21 protein-coding genes are annotated in these 21,075 nt (G+C 64.7%); 9 read left to right on the top strand and 12 right to left on the bottom strand.

The window, feature by feature from the left end; translation table 11 throughout:
* Positions 1-11: 11 nt before the first annotated feature.
* From arcD to C437_RS09485, 5 genes are all read right to left on the bottom strand, one after another.
* A complete protein-coding gene (gene arcD / locus C437_RS09505; RefSeq protein WP_004516730.1) occupies positions 12-1,487 on the bottom strand; it encodes an arginine/ornithine antiporter ArcD in 1,476 nt (491 codons plus the stop codon).
* A gap of 202 nt (positions 1,488-1,689) precedes the next feature.
* The gene (locus C437_RS09500; RefSeq protein ID WP_049919715.1) at positions 1,690-2,802 is read right to left on the bottom strand and encodes an ABC transporter ATP-binding protein; all 1,113 of its coding nucleotides are present in this window, start codon (positions 2,800-2,802) and stop codon (positions 1,690-1,692) included.
* A 25-nt stretch (positions 2,803-2,827) separates the two neighbouring features.
* Positions 2,828-4,684, bottom strand: coding sequence for an ABC transporter permease (locus C437_RS09495; RefSeq protein WP_004516728.1), 1,857 nt, complete (start codon positions 4,682-4,684; stop codon positions 2,828-2,830).
* A gap of 12 nt (positions 4,685-4,696) precedes the next feature.
* Entirely contained in the window at positions 4,697-5,821 is a 1,125-nt protein-coding gene (locus tag C437_RS09490) for a thiamine ABC transporter substrate-binding protein (protein WP_004516727.1), read from the bottom strand.
* Positions 5,822-5,885: 64 nt separating this feature from the next.
* A complete protein-coding gene (locus tag C437_RS09485) occupies positions 5,886-6,278 on the bottom strand; it encodes a hypothetical protein (protein ID WP_049919714.1) in 393 nt (130 codons plus the stop codon).
* Between the two features lie 122 nt (positions 6,279-6,400).
* Between C437_RS09485 and pdhA the strand changes: the two genes are divergently transcribed.
* The 4 genes from pdhA to C437_RS09465 all read left to right on the top strand — a co-directional run bounded on the left by pdhA (position 6,401) and on the right by C437_RS09465 (position 10,329).
* A complete protein-coding gene (pdhA, locus tag C437_RS09480; RefSeq protein ID WP_004516725.1) occupies positions 6,401-7,513 on the top strand; it encodes a pyruvate dehydrogenase (acetyl-transferring) E1 component subunit alpha in 1,113 nt (370 codons plus the stop codon).
* Positions 7,514-7,555: 42 nt separating this feature from the next.
* Complete coding sequence (locus C437_RS09475) at positions 7,556-8,278, top strand: hypothetical protein (RefSeq protein WP_004516724.1); 723 nt, start codon at positions 7,556-7,558, stop codon at positions 8,276-8,278.
* Positions 8,279-8,452: 174 nt separating this feature from the next.
* A complete protein-coding gene (locus C437_RS09470) occupies positions 8,453-9,778 on the top strand; it encodes a divalent metal cation transporter (RefSeq protein ID WP_004516723.1) in 1,326 nt (441 codons plus the stop codon).
* Positions 9,775-10,329 carry a hypothetical protein gene (locus C437_RS09465; RefSeq protein ID WP_004516722.1) on the top strand — a complete coding sequence of 185 codons (555 nt, stop codon included), beginning with the start codon at positions 9,775-9,777 and terminating at the stop codon, positions 10,327-10,329. Before C437_RS09470 ends, C437_RS09465 begins: the two co-directional genes overlap by 4 nt.
* 37 nt (positions 10,330-10,366) lie before the next feature.
* Here C437_RS09465 and C437_RS09460 read toward each other — a convergent pair whose 3' ends face one another.
* From C437_RS09460 to C437_RS09455, 3 genes are all read right to left on the bottom strand, one after another.
* A complete protein-coding gene (locus C437_RS09460) occupies positions 10,367-10,615 on the bottom strand; it encodes a DUF7861 family protein (protein WP_004516721.1) in 249 nt (82 codons plus the stop codon).
* A 19-nt stretch (positions 10,616-10,634) separates the two neighbouring features.
* Positions 10,635-10,790: a hypothetical protein gene (locus C437_RS20610; RefSeq protein ID WP_004516720.1), complete on the bottom strand. Its 156-nt coding sequence runs from the start codon at positions 10,788-10,790 to the stop codon at positions 10,635-10,637.
* Positions 10,791-10,867: 77 nt separating this feature from the next.
* Positions 10,868-12,784 carry a beta-CASP ribonuclease aCPSF1 gene (locus C437_RS09455; protein WP_004516719.1) on the bottom strand — a complete coding sequence of 639 codons (1,917 nt, stop codon included), beginning with the start codon at positions 12,782-12,784 and terminating at the stop codon, positions 10,868-10,870.
* A gap of 268 nt (positions 12,785-13,052) precedes the next feature.
* Here C437_RS09455 and C437_RS09450 point away from each other — a divergent pair, with 268 nt between their 5' ends.
* Entirely contained in the window at positions 13,053-13,535 is a 483-nt protein-coding gene (locus tag C437_RS09450; protein WP_004516718.1) for a hypothetical protein, read from the top strand.
* A 475-nt stretch (positions 13,536-14,010) separates the two neighbouring features.
* Here C437_RS09450 and C437_RS09445 read toward each other — a convergent pair whose 3' ends face one another.
* Positions 14,011-15,069 carry a twin-arginine translocation signal domain-containing protein gene (locus C437_RS09445; protein WP_004516717.1) on the bottom strand — a complete coding sequence of 353 codons (1,059 nt, stop codon included), beginning with the start codon at positions 15,067-15,069 and terminating at the stop codon, positions 14,011-14,013.
* Between the two features lie 110 nt (positions 15,070-15,179).
* On the opposite strand from C437_RS09445, the gene C437_RS09440 reads away from it, so the two are divergent.
* Positions 15,180-15,662 (top strand): hypothetical protein, encoded by a 483-nt coding sequence (locus tag C437_RS09440; protein ID WP_004516716.1) that lies wholly within the window; start codon positions 15,180-15,182, stop codon positions 15,660-15,662.
* Positions 15,663-15,671: 9 nt separating this feature from the next.
* Here C437_RS09440 and C437_RS09435 read toward each other — a convergent pair whose 3' ends face one another.
* The 3 genes from C437_RS09435 to C437_RS09425 form a co-directional block, all read right to left on the bottom strand.
* The gene (locus tag C437_RS09435; RefSeq protein ID WP_004516715.1) at positions 15,672-16,937 is read right to left on the bottom strand and encodes a DUF7405 family protein; all 1,266 of its coding nucleotides are present in this window, start codon (positions 16,935-16,937) and stop codon (positions 15,672-15,674) included.
* Positions 16,938-17,018: 81 nt separating this feature from the next.
* Positions 17,019-17,522, bottom strand: coding sequence for a winged helix-turn-helix transcriptional regulator (locus tag C437_RS09430; protein ID WP_004516714.1), 504 nt, complete (start codon positions 17,520-17,522; stop codon positions 17,019-17,021).
* Complete coding sequence (locus C437_RS09425) at positions 17,519-17,854, bottom strand: DUF7471 family protein (RefSeq protein ID WP_004516713.1); 336 nt, start codon at positions 17,852-17,854, stop codon at positions 17,519-17,521. The genes C437_RS09430 and C437_RS09425 overlap by 4 nt, the downstream gene beginning before the upstream one ends.
* 81 nt (positions 17,855-17,935) lie before the next feature.
* On the opposite strand from C437_RS09425, the gene C437_RS09420 reads away from it, so the two are divergent.
* The 3 genes from C437_RS09420 (at position 17,936) to proS (ending at position 21,072) form a co-directional block, all read left to right on the top strand.
* Positions 17,936-18,658, top strand: coding sequence for a hypothetical protein (locus tag C437_RS09420; protein WP_004516712.1), 723 nt, complete (start codon positions 17,936-17,938; stop codon positions 18,656-18,658).
* Between the two features lie 96 nt (positions 18,659-18,754).
* Positions 18,755-19,531: an SAM hydroxide adenosyltransferase gene (locus tag C437_RS09415; RefSeq protein WP_004516711.1), complete on the top strand. Its 777-nt coding sequence runs from the start codon at positions 18,755-18,757 to the stop codon at positions 19,529-19,531.
* Positions 19,532-19,617: 86 nt separating this feature from the next.
* Positions 19,618-21,072 (top strand): proline--tRNA ligase, encoded by a 1,455-nt coding sequence (gene proS, locus C437_RS09410; protein ID WP_004516710.1) that lies wholly within the window; start codon positions 19,618-19,620, stop codon positions 21,070-21,072.
* Positions 21,073-21,075 lie beyond the last annotated feature (3 nt).

Here is a 21,075-nt window from a genome sequence, read left to right as displayed (position 1 = left end):
TGCTGGGCGAATCAGTCCTCGCCTGCTGTCACTGACCCGACACCACCGGACTGTGCAGCCGTATCTTCCGCGTCAGCGCGGTCCGCATAGACGATCTGCCAGCCGGTGACGCCCATGAACAGCAACACGAGCGGCGAGAGAAAGCCGAAGAAGTAGTACGGCGCGTATTCCAGCGTCGGGACGCCGAGCGTTCCGGCCATGAACAGTCCGCCGCTGCTCCACGGAATAAGCGCACTCGTGGTCGTTCCCGACGCTTCGATAGCCCGGGAGAGATTCTGACTCTTGAGTCCCTGTTCGTTGTACAGATTCCCGAGTGTCATCCCCGGCACGACAATACTCACGTACTGTTCCGCCGCGAGAATATTCATCGAGACAGCGGACACAGCGGTCACGCCAGTCAGGCTCGCGACGCTGTGGCAGAGTCGCCCGAGATGGTGGGAGAGCACCGCGAGCACACCAGCACGTTCAAGCAGTCCGCCCAGCGCGAGCGCGGCAATCGCGATGGTCACAATCCACGCGCCGCCGGTCAGCCCGCCGCTCTCTAAGAGTCCGTTCACGAGCTCCATGCCCGTCTCCGGCGCTGTCCCGGACTGTGCCGCAGACCAGGCAGCGCCGAATCCGGTTCCCTGTACGAGCATCGCAGTTCCGACGCCCGCGAAGACGCCTGTCCCGAGGGTCGGCAGTGCAGGGATGCCGCGCAGCGCAAGTCCGAATGTCACAACGACCGGCAGAAACACGAGCGGCGAGACGACGTACGTACTCTCGATTGCTGCCTGGATGGACGCAACGCGGTCAGCAGGAATAGTCCCGGCGGCTTGTAGCCCGAGGCCGGCGTACAGGAGGACGGCAATCGTGAACGCGGCGAGCGTGCCGGCCCGCATCGCGTTGATGTGCTCGTACAGGTCCGTGTCCGTCACCGCGGCGGCGAGGTTCGTCGTATCCGAAAGCGGGGATTGTTTGTCTCCCGTGTAGGCCCCGCTGAGAATCGCGCCGGCAGTCATCGGCTCCGAAATCCCCAGTCCGGAACCGATACCGATGAGCGCCACTCCGAGCGTCCCGGCTGTCGTCCACGAGGACCCAACGGCGAAGGAGATTATGGCAGCGAGAATCGCCGCCACCGGGAGAAACACCATCGGCGTGAACAGCTCTAAACCGAAGTACATCAGGCTGGGAATCGTGCCCGCCTGAATCCACGACGCGATGAGCGCGTAGACGGTGAACATGATGAGAATCACCCGCATCCCCATGAGCAGGCTGCTGGCGATGCCGTCGTACAGGTCCTCCCACGACAGCCCGAGGTGATACCGTGCGAACAGGCCGGTGAACGCAATCCCCCAGAACAGCGGGAACTGCGGGTCCAGATCGAAGGCAATGAGGCCCACACTGAGAAACACGATCATTCCCGCGATTGGGACGAGCGCGGCACCCAGCGACGGCCGCTCAGATGGGTCAATATCGTCGAACAGTCGGGGTTCGAACTCGACCATCACCGCACCCCGTCGCGCTTCTCCGGCAGGACGCCGGCATGGCTCTGGTCTGGACCCAGTGGTTCCCGCCAGCGCTGTCGACACGCTCCGATACGCCTGTTTCGAACAGTTGCGACGGCCCCGCGTGTCATACTGATATCGGCGATAGCCACAGGTGACTTAAATCAGACTCCATTCCGGCGTCGACGTGGGGGTTGGTAGCTTACGACTGTCTGTCGACGATGTGTGCGTCCGTCGGGGCAAAGCCGACTGTCACGGTGCCAGTCGGCGGGTCCTCTGCTCGTAACAGGAGTTCTCGGCCCGCCCAGTCGAGATGCACGCGCGTAGTCTCTCCGAGGAACTCCGCGCTCGTGACTGCCGCCGTCAGCGCGTTCGGGTCGCCGTCGACGGAGAGTCGCTCCGGCCGCACACAGAACGTGAGTCGGTCCCCGGGCGAGACAGCGGCCGGGTCGCTGTCACCACCCAAGGCAACTGAGAGCGTGGTGTCGTCGATGGTCACGTTCGCGGTGGACTGGCCACTCTCGTCGCCGGAGTCATTGGCATCATCGGTCGACTGTACCGCTGTCACTTCGCCACTGAGAACGTTGTTGTCGCCGACGAAGGTGGCGACGAACTCCGTCGCCGGCTCGCGGTAGATGGTTCGCGGCGGCGCGACCTGTTCCGGCGTCCCGTCGCGCATGACAGCCACGCGGTCTGAGACAGCTAAGGCCTCCTCTTGATCGTGGGTGACGTAAATCGTCGTAATGCCCAGTTCCTGCTGTATCTCGCGGACCTGCACACGCAACCGCTCCCGGAGCTTCGCGTCCAGCGCGCTCATCGGCTCGTCGAGCAAGAGCACGTCGGGACCGGGAGCCAGCGCACGGGCCATCGCTACCCGCTGCTGTTGGCCGCCAGAGAGTGTGTCGGGGTCGCGGTCCGCCATGCCACCGAGGTCGACCAGCTCCAGCAGGTCACGGACCCGCGACTCGTCGCTGTCGCCGTCGGGTGGGTCGGAGAACTGGAGCCCGTAGGCGACGTTCTCCCCGACGGTCATGTGGGGGAACAGCGCGTAGTTCTGGAAGACGACGCCCACGTCGCGGTCCTCCGGCGGGACGCCGGTGACGGACTCGCCGCCAAACCGGACTTCGCCCCGCGTGGGGTCCTCAAAGCCGGCGATGAGCCGGAGCGTCGTCGTCTTCCCACAGCCGGAGGGACCGACCAGCGTAAAGAATTCGCCTTCGTGTACAGAGAGAGACAGGTCCTCCACGGCGGTCGTCTCGCCGTAGCGTCTGGTGACGCCGTCGAGTTCGACGGCCAGCGGGGCTGTCCGGTTCACGGCAGCACCGTCCGACGGCGGTTCCTTAGAACCCAACGTCGTCACCTCCCAGTCGGTCGATGAGCAGGAAGCTCGCGCTGGTGACCACGAGCAAGACGACGCCCATCGCTGTCGCGGGGCCGAGCCGTCGGCCGATGAACCGCTCGATGGCGATTGGCATCGTGAACTGGTTCGTCCCGGAAGCAAGTACAATCGTCGCCGAGAACTCCCCGATAGAGATGGCGAACGCGAAGGCGGCCCCGGCGACGACGGCCGGCCACACCAGCGGGAGTTCAATGTCGAGAAGCACTCTGGCGCGCGGCGCGCCGAGCGCGCGGGCTGACTCGACGAGCGTGTGGTCGATACTTTCGAGGCCGGGCGCGACGGTGCGGACGACGAACGGGTAGCCAGCGACGGCGTGGGCGGCGATGATAGCGAGGCCGCCGCCGACGGCGAGGCGGGACCCGCCGATTTCGACGCCGAAGACGAGGCCCCGAAGGAGGCCGAGGCCGACGACGATGCCCGACACGGCCAGCGGGGCCATCGCGACGGCGTCGACGAGCTTTCGGCCGCGGTAGTCTCTGGTGGTGAGGACGGCCACGACGACGCCCATCGGCAGGGCAACGGCGAGCGAGGCGACGCCGAACAAAAGCGAGTTCCTGACCGCGTCCCACGGCTGGACCTGAAACGACGCGCCGGTCGTCTGTCGGTCGATGAGGAACTGGTAGTTCGCCAGCGTCAGCCCCTCTGGCCCGCTGAGGCTGGCCAGAACCATGCTCGCTATCGGGGCAACGAACACCGCCAGTGCGACGACAGCGTAGACGGCAAGCCCCATTCTGGGGAGCAGTTCACGAACCGAGAGCGATGGCGGCGTCAGCGGCCTACGCGGGAGCGGCCGAATCCCCCGTGACTGAACGGTGTGGCGCGCTTCGTACCGGAGATACGCGTACAGCAGCCCCAGCGAGATGCCGAGCTCAATCAGCGCGAGGGCGGCCGCCTCGGCGTACTCCAGGTCGCGGATGAGCCGATAGACGAACACCTCGACGGTCGCTAGCTGGAACCCGCCCAGAGCGAGGACAATTGGGAACGTGCTGAAGGTGAACACGAAGGTCAGGGCTGCGCCCATCAGCACCGACGGGTACAGTTGCGGGGCGACCACATCACGGAACGCCCGGAACGGGCTCGCGCCGAGGCTCCGCGCCGTCTCGACAGCGCTGGCGTCGACGGACTCCCAGGCGGCGGTGGTCACCCGGGCAACGAGCGGGGCGTTGTAGAACGCGTGAGCGATGACGACGGCCTCCAGCGTGAACAGCAGATTGACCTGGCCGAGACCGAGCGCGCCGAGCACGGCGTTCAACGTTCCGTTCCGGCCGAACGTGGCGACGAAGCCCACCCCGACCATTATTGACGGCAAGACGAAGGGGAGAATCGTCAGCGACCGGAGTGTGCGTCGTCCCGGGAATTCGAACCGGGCCAGCAGATACGCCGCTGGCAGGCCGAGCGCAACGCTGGCGACGGTCGAGAGGGCCGCCTGATACGTCGTGAAGCCGATGACGCCCAGCCGCCGGTCCGGCGAGCGGATGCTTTCGATGACAGCTCCCACTGGTTCGCCGGAGAGCAACCGGGCCAGTTCGCCGAAGTAGAACGGGTCCTGCAGTATCGAGACGAACACCTGGGCAGTCCAGCGGCCGTCGACGAGCACGCTGTCGATAAAGACTGTCGCCACCGGGTAGTAGAAGATGCCGAGCAACAGCGCGATAGTGGCGACTGCGAGTCCGACAATCCCCCGGCGTTCGATAGTGTTTCGAACGGTCCGGCCCTGTTCGCGGGACGGACCACTCGCTGTCTCTGTCGCCGTTTCGCTGTCGGCACCGTCCGTGTCGCCGTCGAAATCTCGGGCCACAGTCGGTCGTGGTCAGTTCGAGGCGAACTGCCGTTCCCAGTCGGAGATCCAGCCCGAGACAGAGCCCTTGAGTTCGTCGTAGCCGAAGGTGACTGGCTCCGGTGGCTCCTGAGCCAGTTCGGCGTAGTCCTCGGGGAGGTCGGCGGATTCGGTCGCCGGGAACTGAACGTTTCGGACGGCGATTTCTCCCTGAATCTCCGGGCGCAGCAGGAAGCTCATGAACTCTCGGGCGAGGGCAGGCGTGTCCGCGCCTTCGAACACCGCCATCCCCTCCGGGTTGGCGTAACCCTGGTCGTTCAGGAAGCGAATCTGGTGTTCCGCCATGTTCGCGTCGTTCTGGTCGGCGAACACCTGGTCGGTGGAGTAGGAGACGACCATCGGCGCTTCCCCGCCCGACCACGCGCCGTAGGCGTCACTCCAGGAGCCAAGCACCCGAACGTCGTTGTCCTGCAGGTCGCTCCAGTAGTCCAGATAGCCGTCCGGGCCGAACTGCTTGACCGTGTGCAACAGGAACGCCCGCCCGGTTGCCGAGCTGGCTGGGTTCTGCGTGATGAGGTCGCCAGCGTGCTCCTCGGCCAACAGGCCGTCGAAGGTCTCCGGCGCTGTGGTCGCCGTCCCGTCGAACACCAGGCTGATGTAACCGGTGTCGTAGGGGATCGCCCGACCGTCGGGGTCGAACTGCAGACCCGGCTTGATGTCGTCCTGTCCGGCCACGTCGCCGACATCGGCGAACAGACCGTCGTCGAGATTCTCGTCGACTCGGACGAGATGGTCCGTGTTCAGCCCGAGGTACATGTCGGCCTCGATGTCGACGCCGGCGTTCCGGCGTTCGATGTAGTGGTTGACCTCGTTGCTCGGCGTCTGCCAGATCAGGCGGGCGTCGAACTCCTCCTCGAAGCGCTGTTTCACCCACGCGCCGGGGCTCGTCGACGGCGAGTCGACGAACGCGCTGTAGGTCCCAACGACCAGCGTCTCGTCGGCACTGCCGGCGTCGCCGGTACTCGTTCCGTCCGCAGTCGACTCGTCCGTACTCGACGCTCCGGTGCTCGCTTCGTCGTTGCCGCCCAGCCCGGCACAGCCGGCAACGGAGACGGACACCGTCGCGCCGGCCGCTGTCAGGAAGGAACGTCTATCCATTACTCCGTGGTCACACCCAGTGGTACTTAACCCCGGTGTTCCCGAGTCCTAACGCGTCAGCCCCTCAAAGCACCGCAATAGCCGTTATTACTCCACGGTACTGCAAGATGGTGACTGAGTTGTAGGCGACGACTGCGAGTGTGACCACGGCGAACAGGGCAAGAAAGACCGTCGCGTTGCGCTCGGAGAGCAGTCGCCACCCGGCGACCAGCCACAGCATCGCCCCGAACTTCACCAGCCAGAGCCCAGCCAGCCCGAACTCCGCAAGCATCGTGCTGACGACGACGTTCCCCTCCTGCAGTCCGACCGTGAGCCTGGTCATCGTCAGGAGGATGTCACCCACTGTTGCGACGAGGATGACAATCCAGAGCACCGCATGAGTGGGCGACAGGTGGTGTTCCAGCCAGACCGTCACCCGCTCACTGTCTGCCTCTGGGCTCTCTTTGCCGAGCATCATGGATACGTTGGGCGGAAACGGCATGAATACTCGGGCCAGAATGTCGGTGTGTGCTGGAGTGGCTCGACTGACCCAAGCTGAACACAGCTTTTTGACGGTCCTCTCCGAGTGTAGGGTAGGAAATGACTCAGGACGTTCTCAATCGGGCGCCCGACGACCGCATACAGGCGCTCGATTCTGACGGTGAGATCGTCGACCCGGATCTTATCCCTGACCTCTCTGACGAGGCGCTGGTGTCGATGTACCGGGATATGCGCTTTGCTCGCAAGTTCGACGAGCGGATGATAAGCCTCCAGCGGCAGGGCCGACTCGGTACCTACGCCTCGCTCGCCGGTCAAGAGGGGTCACAGATCGGGTCGACGTACGCGCTGGCCGACGAGGACACGGTCTTCTATCAGTACCGTGAACACGGCGCGCTCGTCGCTCGCGGGCTCCCCTGGGAGTACGTCCTCTACTGGATGGGCCACGAAGCGGGCAACGCTGCCATCGGCGATGTGAACGTGTTCCCGCTGAACATCTCCATCGGCGCGCACCTGCCCCACGCCGTCGGGTGGTCGTGGGCGGCAAAGCGAAAGGGCGACCAACGGGCGGGTGTTGTCCACTTCGGCGACGGGGCCACCAGCGAAGGGGACTTCCACGAGGCGATGAACTTCGCCGGCGTGTTCGAGACGCCGACAGTGTTTTTCTGCAACAACAACCAGTGGGCCATCTCTGTGCCGCGGGAGCGCCAGACCGCCAGCCAGACGCTGGCACAGAAAGCCAACGCGTACGGCTTCGACGGTGTGCAGGTCGACGGCATGGACCCGCTGGCAACCTACACGGTCACCGAGGCCGCAAGAGAGCGGGCTGTGGGTGCAAACGGCGAAGCTCAGCAACCAATGTTCATCGAGGCCCTCCAGTACCGCTTCGGCGCGCACACGACCGCCGACGACCCGGACGTGTACCGGGACGACGCAGAGGTCGAGCAGTGGCGCGAGCGCGACCCGCTGGACCGTATGGAGGCGTTCCTTCGGAACTGCAATCTACTGGACGACGGAAAAATCGAGGTGATGGATGACATTATCGACGAGCGACTCGGCGAGATTATCGACAACGCCGAGGGTCACGCCGCCGAGCCGACGGACCTCTTTGCTGACGTGTACGCGGAGTCGACCCAGAACATCGACGAGCAGCGCGAGTACTTCGAGGACCTCCGCGAGCGCCACGGCGACGACGCATTGCTTGAGTCCGAGTAGCCGACCGAGCCTGTTATTGCTGTCCCGTCGCTTCCGTCTACTGTGACAGAGTGGCCACCGGTCGACCCCGCCGACGCAACGGCCGTTGCACAGCAGCGCGACGAACTGGTCGCGGCGGTCCGGGACCACGCCGGACAGGTCGCCTACCAGCTCGCCCGGCTGGAGGGCGGCGACTACGGACAGGCGGACATCGAGACCGACCGCGGCGAGTGGACGGTAAAATACGAGGGCGGCGATCTGGAGTACCTCCGGTTCTCGCCCTCGCGTGGCTCCGATGTGTACGTCATCTCGACCAAACAGCCGCCGGAGCCCGAACCGCTGGCCGACGCGCTGGCCGACTACGACGCCTTCGTCGAAGGGTTCAACGCCTACGTCGGGTCGCTTGACGGCGTGCTCGACGATGTATCGACCGAGTTCCCGGACATTGCGACGACTGACGGCGTCGTGGCCGAGCGCGACCGCGTCTTGGGCCGCATCCGAGAGATCTGCGACCAGATCGCCCGGGAACTCCAGCGCTACGAGGGCGGCGACTACGGCACTTTTACCGAACGGATCAGCGGGACGCGGTGGGAACTGAAGTGGGACACCGACGGCGCGTCGTATCTCCGCGTCGGCGGGAGCAACGGCCTCTATCTCCTCTCGCAGTACGAACCGCCCTCCGCGGCCGACATCCGCGAGTACGCTCCGCAGTTCGCGGATTTCGTCGACGCGTACAACGACCACGTCGACGAACTGGAGTCGGACCTCGGAACCGTCAAACTCTGAGTTGGGCAGTCCGTACCGATTCTGGTAGCGTTTCCCTTCAGTCAGCGGAGAGTCTGTCAATCAAGGCAGCGGCGCTATTTCTTGATAACCGCAGTACAGCAGTCGAATTACTGTAGAATACCACCGAAAGATATGTCGGCAGGGTTTTCAGGTGGCCTCACCCAAGCCGGAGGTATGAGTTCAACCGAAACCGTCGACAGTTCGGCTGTTAGCAAGGGGACAATCGGTGACTACGTCGAAGCGATGGGGCCGTCCTGGATCGCGGGCGCAATCGCCGCCGGCCCGGCGACGATTGCCAGCCTCGTCACCGCGGGCGGCGCGTTCGGCTACAGCCTCCTGTGGGTTGTCGTCCTCTCCGCGGGAGCGGGAGCGCTGGCCCAGTATCTCGCGATGCGGCTGGGACTGCTGACCGAGCGGGGTATCGTCGCCGTCGTCGAAGACCACCTCGGCGACACGTGGGCGTGGCTGCTTGTCGGCGACGCCGTGCTTGCGGCCGGGGTGGCACAGCTGGTAATCATGAAAACTGTCGCCACGGTTTCGGCGACGGTGACGGGCATCGACGCGCGAATTTGGGGCGTCGCTTGGGCGCTCATCCTCGCGGCGGGCTTGGCCGGCGGCGGCTACCGGTTCCTCGAACTGGCAGCGAAAGTCCTCGTCTTGCTCGTGGTCGTCGCGTTCGTCGCCAGCCTGTTCGTCGTCCCCATCGACGCTGGCGCGGCGGTGACCGGACTGGTTCCGTCCGTTCCGTCCGGGAGCGCGCTGGTCGCCGCCGGCATCCTCGGCGGTGCGGTCCATATCACGCTCATCACGATGCACTCCTACACGATGCGTGCTCGGGGCTGGACCCGCGATGACTACGACCTCGCGACGGTCGACGTCGGAGCGTCGATGCTGGTGGCTTTCGGGGTCTACAGCCTCGCAATCTTTCTCGTGACGGCGAGCGTGCTCACCTCCGGCGACCTCACGACGGTCGGCGCTGCGGAGGCGCTTGGTCCACTGGTCGGTGACAGCGCCCGCTGGCTGTTCCTGCTCGGCCTCTGGGGCGCTGCCGTGTCGACGCTCGGGGGCAACACCATCGTCCCGCCGTTCCTGCTCGCCGACAAGCTCGGCTGGGGCACCACCATCGAGGACAGCCGCTACCGCGGACTGCTCGTCGCCGTCGCGCTTTTGTCCGCGCCGGGCGCGTTCATCGGCGGCAACGTGCTCGGCCAGCTCGTCCTCGTGCTTGCGCTTGGCACCGTCGGCACGCCTTTCGTCATCGCGCTCGTCCTCTACCTCCTGAACTCCGACGCGGTGCCGGAGTCGAACTCACTGCTGGCTAATATCGGCGGCCTAGCCCTCATCGCCGTGTCGGGTGGACTGGCCGCGAACTTCGTCGTCGAACAGCTCGGCGGCGGTGTCGGTCCGCTCTCCGGGTTCGTGCTGGCCTTCGCCGTCGCGCTCGGACTCGCCATGGCCGGCCTCGGCGGGAAGTTCTTGCGGGAGGAACTCCTCGCGTGACCGGCGTTGAGTTCCCGCTGTCCGGGTCGACACTCGTCACCGGTCCCTCGAATGCCGGCAAGACGCGGACGACCGCGGCCGCCATCGACGCCTGGCTCGATCGCGAGGGAACAGCGGGCGTCGTCGTTCTCGATTTCGCGCCCGAACTCGAACGGGACGGAACCGTTCTGGGCGGTCGCCTCGACCGGTTCATCACTGTGCCGGAGACGGTCTGGGCTGGCCGAATCGATGCCAGCGCACCGCGCGCCGAGAGCGGGACTGACGAGCAGGCTGTCGCACTCGCTCAGGAGAACGCCCGTCTGGCCCAGCGCGAGATGGACCGCCTTCCGCCGAATCCCCGGGCGGTGTTCGTCAACGACGCGACGATACCGTTCCAGTACGATTCCGTTGCAGTCTGCCGGCTCACCGAATACTGTGACGGGGCGGACGTGGCCGTCCTCAATGCCTTCGACAGTGACGAACTGGGCCTCGATAACCCCGTGTCTCGGACCGAGCGGGACGCCGTCGACCGGCTTCGGGCCTGGGCCGACCGGACCGTCGACCTGTCGTAGCGACAGTCAAACCCGGACCGAACGCGTTAGCGGCTCGTTACTGCCCGCCGCGTTGGCGGAACCAGACGCGCTCGCCGACCGGACTTTCATCGTCACCGATGTCCAGCCGACTGATGAACAGGTCGCGAATGGCCATGGTGACGACGAGTTCAGTTGACTCGCCGGACTCGTCTTCGACAGTGACGACACAGTGACCGTCTCGCCCCGTTATCCCGGTGATTGTGCCGACGGTCCAGCGGTCGCGGTGGTGTGACGGTTCCTGTGCGTGAATGCGGTCGTGGTTCATAGATACTGCTGTCCGTGTCTCACCGGTTCCACTCGTAGAACCACCACGCCCCGCCCAGTACCATCAAGCCGATTCCGAGCGTCGAGGTTGCGGGCTCCGGGATGATGAACAGTACGAGTCCAATGAGTACCATCCCAACCGGTTCGAGTTCGTCGAGATACCGGATGATGTCCATATCTGGCCCTTCACCCGCCTGCCGTATAGAGGTTTGTTCGGCTATCGGTGGATAATAGACCGAGAACAGCGACCGGATCAGCGAAAGCGGAACGTTTCGAGGTTCTCCGGCGCGAAGGTCCGGATGTTCTGGTCGTGGTACAGCGACGAGGAGAGGTCCTGTGTCGCGGATTCGTCGCCGTGGACACAGAGAATTTTCTCCGGTCGGGGGTTCATCGTCTTCACGAAGTTCTCAAGCCCCTGTCGGTCGGCGTGGCCCGAGAAGCCGTCGACCGTCTCGACGGTCATCTCCAGTGGGACCGTCTCGCTACGCCCGCTGCCGCCGACGGGCACCTCGTCGATGCCGCGCTGGATTCGCTTCCCGAGCGTTCCCTGCGCCTGATAGCCGACGAACGTGAGCGTCGAGTCCGGGTCGGGGCCGAGGTCTTCGAGCCAGGACATCACGGGGCCCCCGGTGAGCATCCCGGACGTAGAGAGGATGATGGCAGAGTCGCCGGCAGCGATTGCTTCCCGTTCCTCGTCGCCGCCGTCGATAGGGTTGAACTGGTCGGCCAGGAACGGATTCTCCTCTTCGTCGAAGATGCGGTCCTGCAGGCCGTCGCGGAGGTACTCGGGATAGGTCGTGTGAACGGCCGTTGCCTCCCAGATCATCCCGTCGAGGTGGACCGGCATCTCGGGGATGTCGCCCTCCCGCATCGCCTCTTCGAGGACGAGCATGAGCTCCTGTGACCGCCCGGCGGCGAAGGTCGGAATGAGCACCTTCCCGTCGCGGTCGTAGGCGTTCTGGATGATCTGCTTGAGCTTTCGCTCGGAGTCTTCCTGATCGGTCTGGTAGTCGTTGCGGCCACCGTAGGTCGACTCCAGCACGAGCGTCTCCACCCGCGGGAAGTCATTGACCGCGCCGTCGAACAGGCGCGTGTCGTCGTAGTGGATGTCCCCGGAGAAGGCGACGTTGTACAGCCCGTCGCCGACGTGGAAGTGACACACCGACGAGCCCAGAATGTGGCCGGCGTTGTGCAGTGTGAGCTTGATATCGGGCGCGATGTCGGTCACGTCGCCGTACTCGAGCGGGATGGTGTGTTTGATCGCCTCGCGAACCATCTCGGAGTCGTACGGCGGGGTCCGGCCGTCGTCCGCGGCGGTGTCGAGGTAATCGAGCGTCAGCAGACCCATGAGGTCCCGCGTCGGCTCGGTGCAGTAGATGGGGCCGTCGTAGCCGTACTCGAACAGGAGCGGGACCAGCGCGGAGTGGTCCAGATGCGCGTGGGTCAGGACGACGGCGTCGATACCGTTCGTCCCGGCTCCGAACGCCTCCGGGATGTCGAGATACGGCTGTTCGCCGTTCGCGCCGGGCTTGTTGCCACAGTCGATTAGGATCCGCGTGTCCGGCGTCGAGAGAATAAACGCGGAGCGGCCGACCTCCCGACAGGCCCCCAGGGTCGTGATGCGGACGTACTCGTCGTCGGACATTGGCTCGCGGTGGATCTGTCGGCCGACGCGTTCGAGGATGTCACGACGGTCCTCCCGTTCCTGTTTGAGGAAGTTCCGGACGTTTTCGACCGTCGAGGACTCGATGGGGGGCGTCCGAACGACTTCGGGTGTCCAGCCGACCTCTTGCGTGATCTCACGCAGCGTCTCGCCGCGTCGTCCGATGACGACGCCGGGCTTCTGTGCCTGGACGACGACTTCGCCGGTGTCGGCGTGGAAATTCAGGTCCATGACGCCGGCTTCCTCGGGGATGAGTTCCCGAATCGCCGCCTCGGCCTCGGCCGGCGGGGACAGAACATCCGGGTCCGGGCGAACCGTGATACGTTTACGGAGTTTCGATGCGAGCCGGCGAACGAGGTCGCTGTTCGCGGCGAACTCTTTCGGGTCTCGCGTGTATATGACGAGTTCCGGTCCCTCGTACGTGACATCCGAGACGGAGATACGGCGCGGGACTTCCTCGTCAATCGTTGCCTTCACGTCTTCGAGTTGCTTGTCTACAGTGCTCATAGCTCAAAACGGGGTGTCATCCCAGTAGCGGGGCCGTCCACGGCTAGTGCGGACTGGCCTGATGCCGCGGGATGTACGCTCTCTAATAAAGTCATCAGTTATCGGTGAGTTGCCTCCGGACGTGGAGAACTGTCCGGAAAACCGTCCTCTATTTCTCAGTATCCCCCTCGTGTTATAAAAGCCTTCGCAATACGGCGGTCCGAACTGTCCTGCAGTCGCCGTTGCGTGTGTCCACAAGCGGTAAGCGGCCTCCACGTGAGACGACGGCATGCGACTGACACCTGAAACCGTCGACGAGGAGTACGAGTGGGTGCAGGACCGAGTGAGCGATGTCGTCCCGCTAATAAACGAGACGCGAGCCCACCTCGGGTCTCAGTTCGGCGTGGATGTCGACACCCTCACAGATGAGGCCTACACGGCTGCTATCGACGAGGTGTTCGCCGACGGCGACCGCGCGGTCAACGTGGCTGCGCTCGTTCGACTCCTGCGTGAACTCGATGTCGAGGACGATTACCCCGGCTTCGTCGTTGACGAACTGCTGGGCCGTGAGCTGGCAGCCATGATCGCTGGCGAGCAACCGCTCCGTCTGCTCGCAGAAGCCACCTTTCACGTCGCGGACGTGCGAGCTCACGGGAACGACACGGACACCGCCGGCGCTGACGATCTCGACGCCGCGCTGGCGGCCGGAGTTCAGACCCGGGTCCCGGGCTGGCCGTGGCAACAGGCGGCGAGTCCGTTCGCTGTGGAGTAACACCGCTGGGGAGTACAGTATCGGACTCGTTGCCAGGCTCAGCCGCTGCGTCTCACCCGGAAATACGTTATATTATGTGCTTTGGGAAACAAATATTATGGCAGAAGGTCAATCTGGCAACTACACGGATGGCACTCATACATGTTTGATGAGCAAGTTCCGAGCCAGTGTCCAGAATGTGGGTCGGTGGACGTCCGGATAAATAGGGTGGCACCCTCTTCGCACGAGCGCGGAGACGAATGGAGTATCCGTGCTGAGTGCCGCAGCTGCGACGAGTACACCGAGTGGTTCGACTAGGGACCGCGGCGGTACGGGAGGTGATCAGAGGTGGTACACAGGCCATCGGCGTCACGTCATCTCTAACAGGTGACGCCGAGTCTCCGGAGCCCCAACTGCTCTCGGCGAGGAGCTCCGAGGGAGTGTCCGGAGCGACGGCCAAGCGAGTCACATTAAGGGTCCGGTGCCCTTGGGCGGCTCAGTTGCCCCCAAACGAGAACGACGGCGTCGTCAGGAACGCCGTCTCATACCCCTCGTGACGAGACACCTGTGGTGGGGCAACGACGTCGATACCGACAGACGGCTCCTGCGCTGTTGTCTCGACGATGGCCCCGTAGTGATATCCGAGTTCAGAGTGGACCGCGGCGGTCAGCGCGTCATCAAACACCGTTTCGCCGTCGGACTCTACGGTGCCGTCGAGCGACATCATCGGCAGGGGAACGCGGTTGTACGGCGTCCGAGCAGACACAGCGAGATACGACTCGCTCTCGGCGAGGAACCCGGCGTCCTGTAGCCACGTGACGGCGTAGACACCGTCGCTTCCCTTGTCCGTCCCAAGGACTGTCCCGGGCAGCGCAGACACCTCCGGGACTTGCGAGGTCGGCACCATGTCCATGTTCATCAGGTCGACTGCCGCGCGTTCGCCCTGTGTCTCGGGAAACTCCTCGAAGGAGAGCTGGTCGCGGGTGTTCCGTGCGAAGTCGAATTCGACCGTGGCCTCCCCGGCCTCGCCGAACCGCCCCTCGAAAGCCCCCAGTCGGCGTTCGCCCATCCCGTTGACGCGGACCGAGAGCTGGTAGACGCCGTCGCCGTCGAGCGCGTAGTTGTCGCCGTAGTGAAAGCCCATGTTTTGTGATATCATTGGCCACGGAGACTTGTCGGCGACCGTCTCGCCGTCGCGCTCGACGGTAATCGAGAGTCCGGCCGAGACCGGGAGGACCATCTCGGTCTCGGGGTCCCAGACAGTCGCCATCAGGTGGACGCTGTCTTCGCTCCGGATGTCGACCTTCTCGGCCGTCGTCCCGGTGACCGTCCAGAAGCGGTGAGGAAAGGAGTAGCTCAGCCCGACCATGTACTCGCCGGCCTGTGCCATCCCGGCCATTCCCATCCCCTCGGCGTGGGTGGGACGGTACGTGGCGTCGGGGCGGTCCTCGACCAGCGGGGGTGCGCGCGTCGACTGGGAGCTCAGAGAGCCACATCCTGCCAGGACTGTCGCGCCAGCGAGGCCGGCCCCGGCGAGGAACTGTCGGCGATTCATGGACCGGCTTTAGGCCCTCGTCTGAAAGACCGTTCTGGTACGATAGCCGAATCCCGCGGCGGGAACTGTGCGGCACAAAACACTTGCCACCGGTCGGTGCATTCACGGGCGTGCCCGCCAGAACTGCCCGCATTGCAGTCCTCGGTTTCGTAATCCTGACCGCAGGCTGCTTCGGTGCGCCGTCGCCGGGGTCACCTCCATCGTCAGAAACAGCAACGACCGCTTCGCCCCCAACAGGAACAATCGAGTTTCATGACGGTCCGAAAGACCGACCCGACCAGCCCGCGACGCTGACCGAGTCATCGGTCAGTGAGTTCGTGTACGAGTACGAATACCGACACGTCTACAACGGTCTCTGGCAGGGCGAGCATACCCAGATGACGCTCGCTTGCCGCATCGACGCTGTCACAGACCAGTCGTGGGGATACGACGTCATCGTCACCTGTACTGGGTCATCAACGACTGACCCGCCGGCCGGTTCGACGGCGACTGAAGGCCCGATAGCCGACTACTTCACCCAGTCGTACCGCTACAGTGTCAGCGCCGACGCGCTCGAACGCGAGTCAGTTGAGAACCGCGAGCCGGTGTCCTGACCAGACCGGTCAGGCCGGGTCGGCCGGCGGCAGCGCCCGCAGCGAACGCGGCGGGAGCAGGTAGTTCCCGCGTCGCGTGACCGTCATGTACTGGAGGATGCCGTTGTTCACCCGCTGGCCGACGGCGGAGTCGTTGGCGACGTCCGTCCCGTTCATCGCCTGTTTCGTCGCGACGAAGTCGGCGATAGAGCGCTGCAATGAGAGGAAGTGCAGCCCTGCCTCGCCGCCGTCGGTCGAACTGAAGTCCCGGCGGAGAATGGTCGGCGTTCCGTCTTCCCTGACGCGAGACATCTTCTGTGCGTGCCCGACGACGCCCTCTCGCCGACCGCTGTCAACCACGTCTTCGGGACACTCGCCAGCACCGTTGTCCGTGCCGAGGTTCTCGCCGACACCTTCGACCTTATCTTCGGCAGCGTGGGCCGGACAGAACATCTTCGAGACACGCTGGTCCCGTGAATCCTGTTCGTACCACTGCTGGAGTTGCAGTCGGATCTTCGACAGGTGCTGTGTCGCGCCGCCGGCGAACGGCCCCGAGTCGACCGTCACACGGTCCTCGGAGGCCTGATTCTCCTTGAAACCGGACTTGAACCCCATGAACAGCGGGGCCTCCTCTGGAACCGGCTCGGAGTCCGGAACGCCGTCGACGTCTTGATTCTCGGCGGGCAGGCCGGCCCCGACGAATCCCGTCCGGCGCTCTGCCTCCTGTAGGACGCCCTCGAAAGTAGCGCTCATTTCGTGCTCGTTCGCAGTGTCCCGATTGCCCTTCAGCGCTTCTTCGGCCTCAATGACGGCGCGCTCGTCGTCACTGGCGAGGTGAAGCAGGGCGTCGGGCGTGTCGAGTTCGGGGTCTTCGAAGGGGGCAAGCGCCATTGGTTCGGGCAGGTCGACGCCGGCGATGTCGGCCTCGAAGCGGTCGAAGTAGGCCGGACTGTACCCGAGCGTGAACAGCAACCCTTCGTTGCTCCACTCGTATGCCTGTTCTAGGTCCTGAAGCGCCGTCTCGACCTGCTCGCGGTCGGCGTCCGTCGGCGTCCCGTCGCCGGCGTAATCCAGTAGCAAGAGGACGTGGTGGCGCGACAGTCGGTGGTTCCCCGCGTCGTCGGTCGCCAGCGACGCGTCCCAGGCGTGCTGGCGCTCCGGGAGCGACGCGGGGTCGTCGGTTCCTTCGGGTACTGCTCCCGACCCGCGGTCGAGACACGCGGCCAGCGCCGCGGTGCCGCCGATGGCGACGGCGCTCTTGGCGAACTCGCGTCGGGAAATCCCGCGTTCAGTCATCACCTACTCTATGGACTGCCCGTGCAATTGGGTTGTGGTACGGGACTCGAAATCGGCGGGGCTGCCGTGCCAGTCATCGGGCTACCCACTCTCGAAGAGTCGGTCGAGCAACCGGGTGAAGCGGTCCGACAGGCGCTCGGAGGCCGTGGGGTCGACCGCTGTGAGCAGTTCGACAGTCAACTCCGGCCGGCAGAGCGCCAGCGTCACCTGTCCCTCGCTCCGGCGCTTCTCGACGATATCGTGTTCAACCAAGCCGCTGAGGTGGTGTTCGAGCGTACTCCGGGCGATGTCGAGGTGGTCGGCCACCTCGTCGGGGCGGGCTGGCTCGCACTCTATCAGCGTCACGAGGATATCTCTCGCTGTCTCTCGGCGGAGGAAAGCGATGGTGCGGCGTTCCCAGGAATCGAACGACGCCGCATAGTAGTGTGTGCGCCCGTTGACCGACTCGCTGTGCACGCGGTCGAGTCGAGCCAGATGGTACTGGACCTGTCCTGTTGCGAGGTCCAGCGCCCGCGTTAGCTCTCGGAAGTGGACGCCTGGATTGGACTCGATATGGCGGTAAATCCGCGCTCTGGTGTCGTTCATACTCCCTCCTCGTCGAGGCGCTTCTCGACTGTTCGCGCGTAGTACACTGCGCCGAGGACGAGGACGACAAAGAGGGTATCGAGCGCGTGTTCGAGTAGGTGGTGTGTCGGTCCCGAGACTACGGAAAAGCCCGACAGCACTGCGACGAGTGGACGGACAAACAGCGCGGTGAGCGCGAGCGCAATCAGCAGATATGCACGAGTCCCGCGCTGTCGGTACGCGGCCAGGGCGAGCCCACACAGAACTGCTCCGGCCACAGCAGAGAGGACAACAACGGCGGCGATGTCCCAGCCCCCGGTGCCGAGGTGGCTCCCAATACTGAGCGGTGTCATCAGACATCAACTTCGGAATCACGATGCCTCAGTCGTTCGGTTTTGCGCGACTTTTTTATCGGCCCGCTGAGACGTGGCGGTATGGACTGCATCGGCTTCATCTGCGAGCCTGAACACCCGGTGTTCGGTGCCGTCGCAGAGCGGCTCTCCGCACGGGGGTTCGACGTCCAGTTTCTCCGCCCCGGAAACCCGGTGGCCAAAGCCGATATCGACGACCTGGCTGCACTTGTCAACACGACGCTCCGCCCCGAGTCGTTTAGTGCACTGTGGTACGCTGACAGGGCTGGCATCGAGACGTGGAACGGATTCCTGCCGACGACGGCGCTTGCCTGCCGGCTCGTCGCCTTACACGGGCTGGAGCAGGTCGGTTGTCAGGTCCCGACCGTCTGGTTCGAGAAGCCGGACTGTGACTACGTTGCCCGGACTCGCTACTCGTGGGACGGTGTGCCAGCGGATAGCGACGAGGGCGATTTCTATCAGGCTCGGGTTCGTGAGGAGCCGGTGGAATACAAGTACTTCGCCGTCAACGACGGCCGTGAGACCCATCTGCGAGCGATTCAGGTCCGGTCGGAGGTCACCGGGCTGGACCACGTCATCAGCGAGGAGACCGTCGAGGTGACGCTCGCGGCTCGCGTCCGGGAGTTACTGGACCGCTTCGGTGCGCGCGCACTTTGTGTCGAGTTCGTCGAAGACGAATCGGAGTTTTACGCACAGGCCGTCGACCCTGCGCCGGGATTTACCGGGACTGGGATGCAACGCCGCGTCGCCGACTCAATCGCCTCACTGACGACGATTGGGGCCTGAGAGAGCGGCCCCGCTGAATCCGGCCGATACCGCGTCCTTGTCACCGAGGCACAAGATTATACAGGCGCACCGACGTGGTAGCGACCAGAGCTTCACATGAGCACGTTCGTCCATCTTATCGCGGATTACGGTCCGGCCGACCCGGCCTTCTCGGAGGTCGTCCACCGCCTCACCGCCGCCGACCCGACGATGACCGTCCAGTCGACCGAGGTCAAGCCGTTCTCGACGGTCGCCACGGGCTTTTGGATCGCACAGCTCGGGATCCACAACCCCTCGTTCGACGACCTGCTGATTTACTCTAACACCGCGCCACGAACCACGGAGTCGACGCCTGAGCGGGCCGACACCGGCGGACCTTTGTGCTATCTCGAACTGGACAACGGCGTCCCCGTCGTCGCTGTCGACGCCGGCTACAACCTCTCGTTTATCGCCGACCACGCCACGACCTTCCGCGAGGTCGAACTGCCGGCCGACACCGGCCAGTTCCGCTCGCGGGACGTGTTCCCGCGCCGAGTTGCCGAGGTCGCAAACGGCAACCGCGCCGCACTTGGGTCGGAGCGGTCGCTTGACGACGTGCCCACCCCGCCCGAGTCCGTCGTCTGTCACGTCGACGGGTACGGGAACGTCAAGACCTCGATTCGAACCTCGGAGTTCAATCCGGCGGGGGAGACGGCGACCGTCGAACTCAACGACGAGTCCCGGGATGTAGTTGTCAGAAACGCTGTGTCGGACGTTCCCGAGGGCTCTCTCGCCATCGTGCCCGGCTCCGCAGGCGGCGGGGACCCCTATCAAGAACTGTTCCTGCGCGGCGGCTCTGCAGCGGCGGCCTTCGGCCGGCCGGAGCCGGGCAACGAACTCACGGTCCGGGTATAACAGTGCTCACGCCGGCTCCAGTCGGCGTGCCAGCGACTCACCACCCTTCGGGGAGTTTATTAGCGCCGTGGGCCACGACACACCTAATGAGTAGCGAGCAGGAACTCGGCATCACCGAGAGCAAGGAGCATTCACCCGGCGAGTGGTACGCCGAGGTCGTCCAGAAGGCCGGCCTCGCGGACTACGCCCCTATGGGCGGGTTCATCGTCACGCGTCCACGCGGCTACGCTATCTGGGAGCGTATCCAGAACAACCTCGACGGCTGGTTCAAGGACACCGGCGTCCAGAACGCCTACTTCCCGCTGTTTATTCCCGAGAGCTATCTGGAGAAGGAGAAAGATGTCGTCGAGGGGTTCGACCCCGAGGTCGCGTGGGTGACACACGGCGGCCACAACGAACTCGAGGAGCGCCTCGCCGTCCGGCCAACCAGCGAGTCCATTATCGCTCCGTTCATGGCCCAGTGGACCCGCTCACACCGGGACCTCCCGATGCGACTGAACCAGTGGTGTTCGGTCGTCCGGTGGGAGGCCACCGAGACAAAGCCGTTCTTCCGCACGAAGGAGTTCCTCTGGCAGGAGGGCCACACCGCCCACGCCGACGAGGACGGCGCGTGGGAGGAGACGATGACCCGTCTGGACCAGTACGCCCGCCTCTACGAGGAGGTCATGGCGATGCCGCCGCTGAAGGGCCGCAAGCCCGAACACGACAAGTTCCCCGGCGCACACACCACGACCACCATCGAGACGCTGATGCCCGACGGCAAGACCGTCCAGGCCGCCACCTCTCACTACCTCGGGACCTCCTTCGGCGAGGCGTTCGATATCACCTACGCCGACGCCGACGAGGAAGAGAACACGGCCCACACGACCTCCTGGGGGCTGTCCTGGCGTGCGATGGGCGCGCTCATCATGACTCACTCCGACGACCAGGGGCTCGTGCTCCCGCCTGCACTCGCACCAGACCAGGTCGTCGTCGTCCCCATCTGGCAGGAAGACAACAAGGACGAGGTTGTCGACTACGCCGCCGACCTTGCCGCCGAACTCGACGAGGCCGGCGTCCGCGTCGAACTCGACGACCGCGAACACCGCAATCCCGGCTTCAAGTACAACGAACACGAACTCCACGGCGTGCCGCTCCGTGTCGAAATCGGCCCTCACGAGGTCGAGGACGGCGAGGCGACGCTCGTCCACCGGCCCGACGGCGAGACCGAGACGGTCGACCGCGATGGCATCGCTGACACCGTCACCGACCACCTTGACACCGTCCACGCCAAGCTGTACGCCGAGGCCGAAGAGACGCTGGAGGGCGAAATCCGCGAGGCCGAGTCCCGCGAAGAGATTCTAGGTACTATCGGCCAACACGGCGGCTACGTGAAGTGTGGCTGGTGTGGCGACGAGGACTGCGAGGAACCGATCAAGGACGCTATCGCGGCCGAGATTGTGATGGTCCCGCTGGACCGCGACGAGGAGCCGATTCACGACGACTGCGCTATCTGCGGCGAGGACGCCGAGGAGACGGCGTACTTCGCAAAGAGCTACTGAGGG

The sequence above is a fragment of the Haloarcula vallismortis ATCC 29715 genome (assembly GCF_000337775.1).
GTDB classification, from domain to species: Archaea; Halobacteriota; Halobacteria; order Halobacteriales; family Haloarculaceae; genus Haloarcula; species Haloarcula vallismortis.
Note: the sequence above shows the minus strand (reverse complement) of the source record. Positions and strands in the feature narration are given on the sequence as shown.

What these genes read in the sequence shown, in the direction of transcription:
- arcD (WP_004516730.1), bottom strand. Translation starts at nt 1,487, where the DNA reads ATGGTCGAGTTCGAACCCCGACTGTTCGACGATATTGACCCATCTGAG.
- C437_RS09490 (WP_004516727.1), bottom strand. Translation starts at nt 5,821, where the DNA reads ATGGATAGACGTTCCTTCCTGACAGCGGCCGGCGCGACGGTGTCCGTC.
- C437_RS09485 (WP_049919714.1), bottom strand. Translation starts at nt 6,278, where the DNA reads ATGATGCTCGGCAAAGAGAGCCCAGAGGCAGACAGTGAGCGGGTGACG.
- pdhA (WP_004516725.1), top strand. Translation starts at nt 6,401, where the DNA reads ATGACTCAGGACGTTCTCAATCGGGCGCCCGACGACCGCATACAGGCG.
- C437_RS09470 (WP_004516723.1), top strand. Translation starts at nt 8,453, where the DNA reads ATGAGTTCAACCGAAACCGTCGACAGTTCGGCTGTTAGCAAGGGGACA.
- C437_RS09460 (WP_004516721.1), bottom strand. Translation starts at nt 10,615, where the DNA reads ATGAACCACGACCGCATTCACGCACAGGAACCGTCACACCACCGCGAC.
- C437_RS20610 (WP_004516720.1), bottom strand. Translation starts at nt 10,790, where the DNA reads ATGGACATCATCCGGTATCTCGACGAACTCGAACCGGTTGGGATGGTA.
- C437_RS09455 (WP_004516719.1), bottom strand. Translation starts at nt 12,784, where the DNA reads ATGAGCACTGTAGACAAGCAACTCGAAGACGTGAAGGCAACGATTGAC.
- C437_RS09450 (WP_004516718.1), top strand. Translation starts at nt 13,053, where the DNA reads ATGCGACTGACACCTGAAACCGTCGACGAGGAGTACGAGTGGGTGCAG.
- C437_RS09445 (WP_004516717.1), bottom strand. Translation starts at nt 15,069, where the DNA reads ATGAATCGCCGACAGTTCCTCGCCGGGGCCGGCCTCGCTGGCGCGACA.
- C437_RS09435 (WP_004516715.1), bottom strand. Translation starts at nt 16,937, where the DNA reads ATGACTGAACGCGGGATTTCCCGACGCGAGTTCGCCAAGAGCGCCGTC.
- C437_RS09430 (WP_004516714.1), bottom strand. Translation starts at nt 17,522, where the DNA reads ATGAACGACACCAGAGCGCGGATTTACCGCCATATCGAGTCCAATCCA.
- C437_RS09425 (WP_004516713.1), bottom strand. Translation starts at nt 17,854, where the DNA reads ATGACACCGCTCAGTATTGGGAGCCACCTCGGCACCGGGGGCTGGGAC.
- C437_RS09420 (WP_004516712.1), top strand. Translation starts at nt 17,936, where the DNA reads ATGGACTGCATCGGCTTCATCTGCGAGCCTGAACACCCGGTGTTCGGT.
- C437_RS09415 (WP_004516711.1), top strand. Translation starts at nt 18,755, where the DNA reads ATGAGCACGTTCGTCCATCTTATCGCGGATTACGGTCCGGCCGACCCG.
- proS (WP_004516710.1), top strand. Translation starts at nt 19,618, where the DNA reads ATGAGTAGCGAGCAGGAACTCGGCATCACCGAGAGCAAGGAGCATTCA.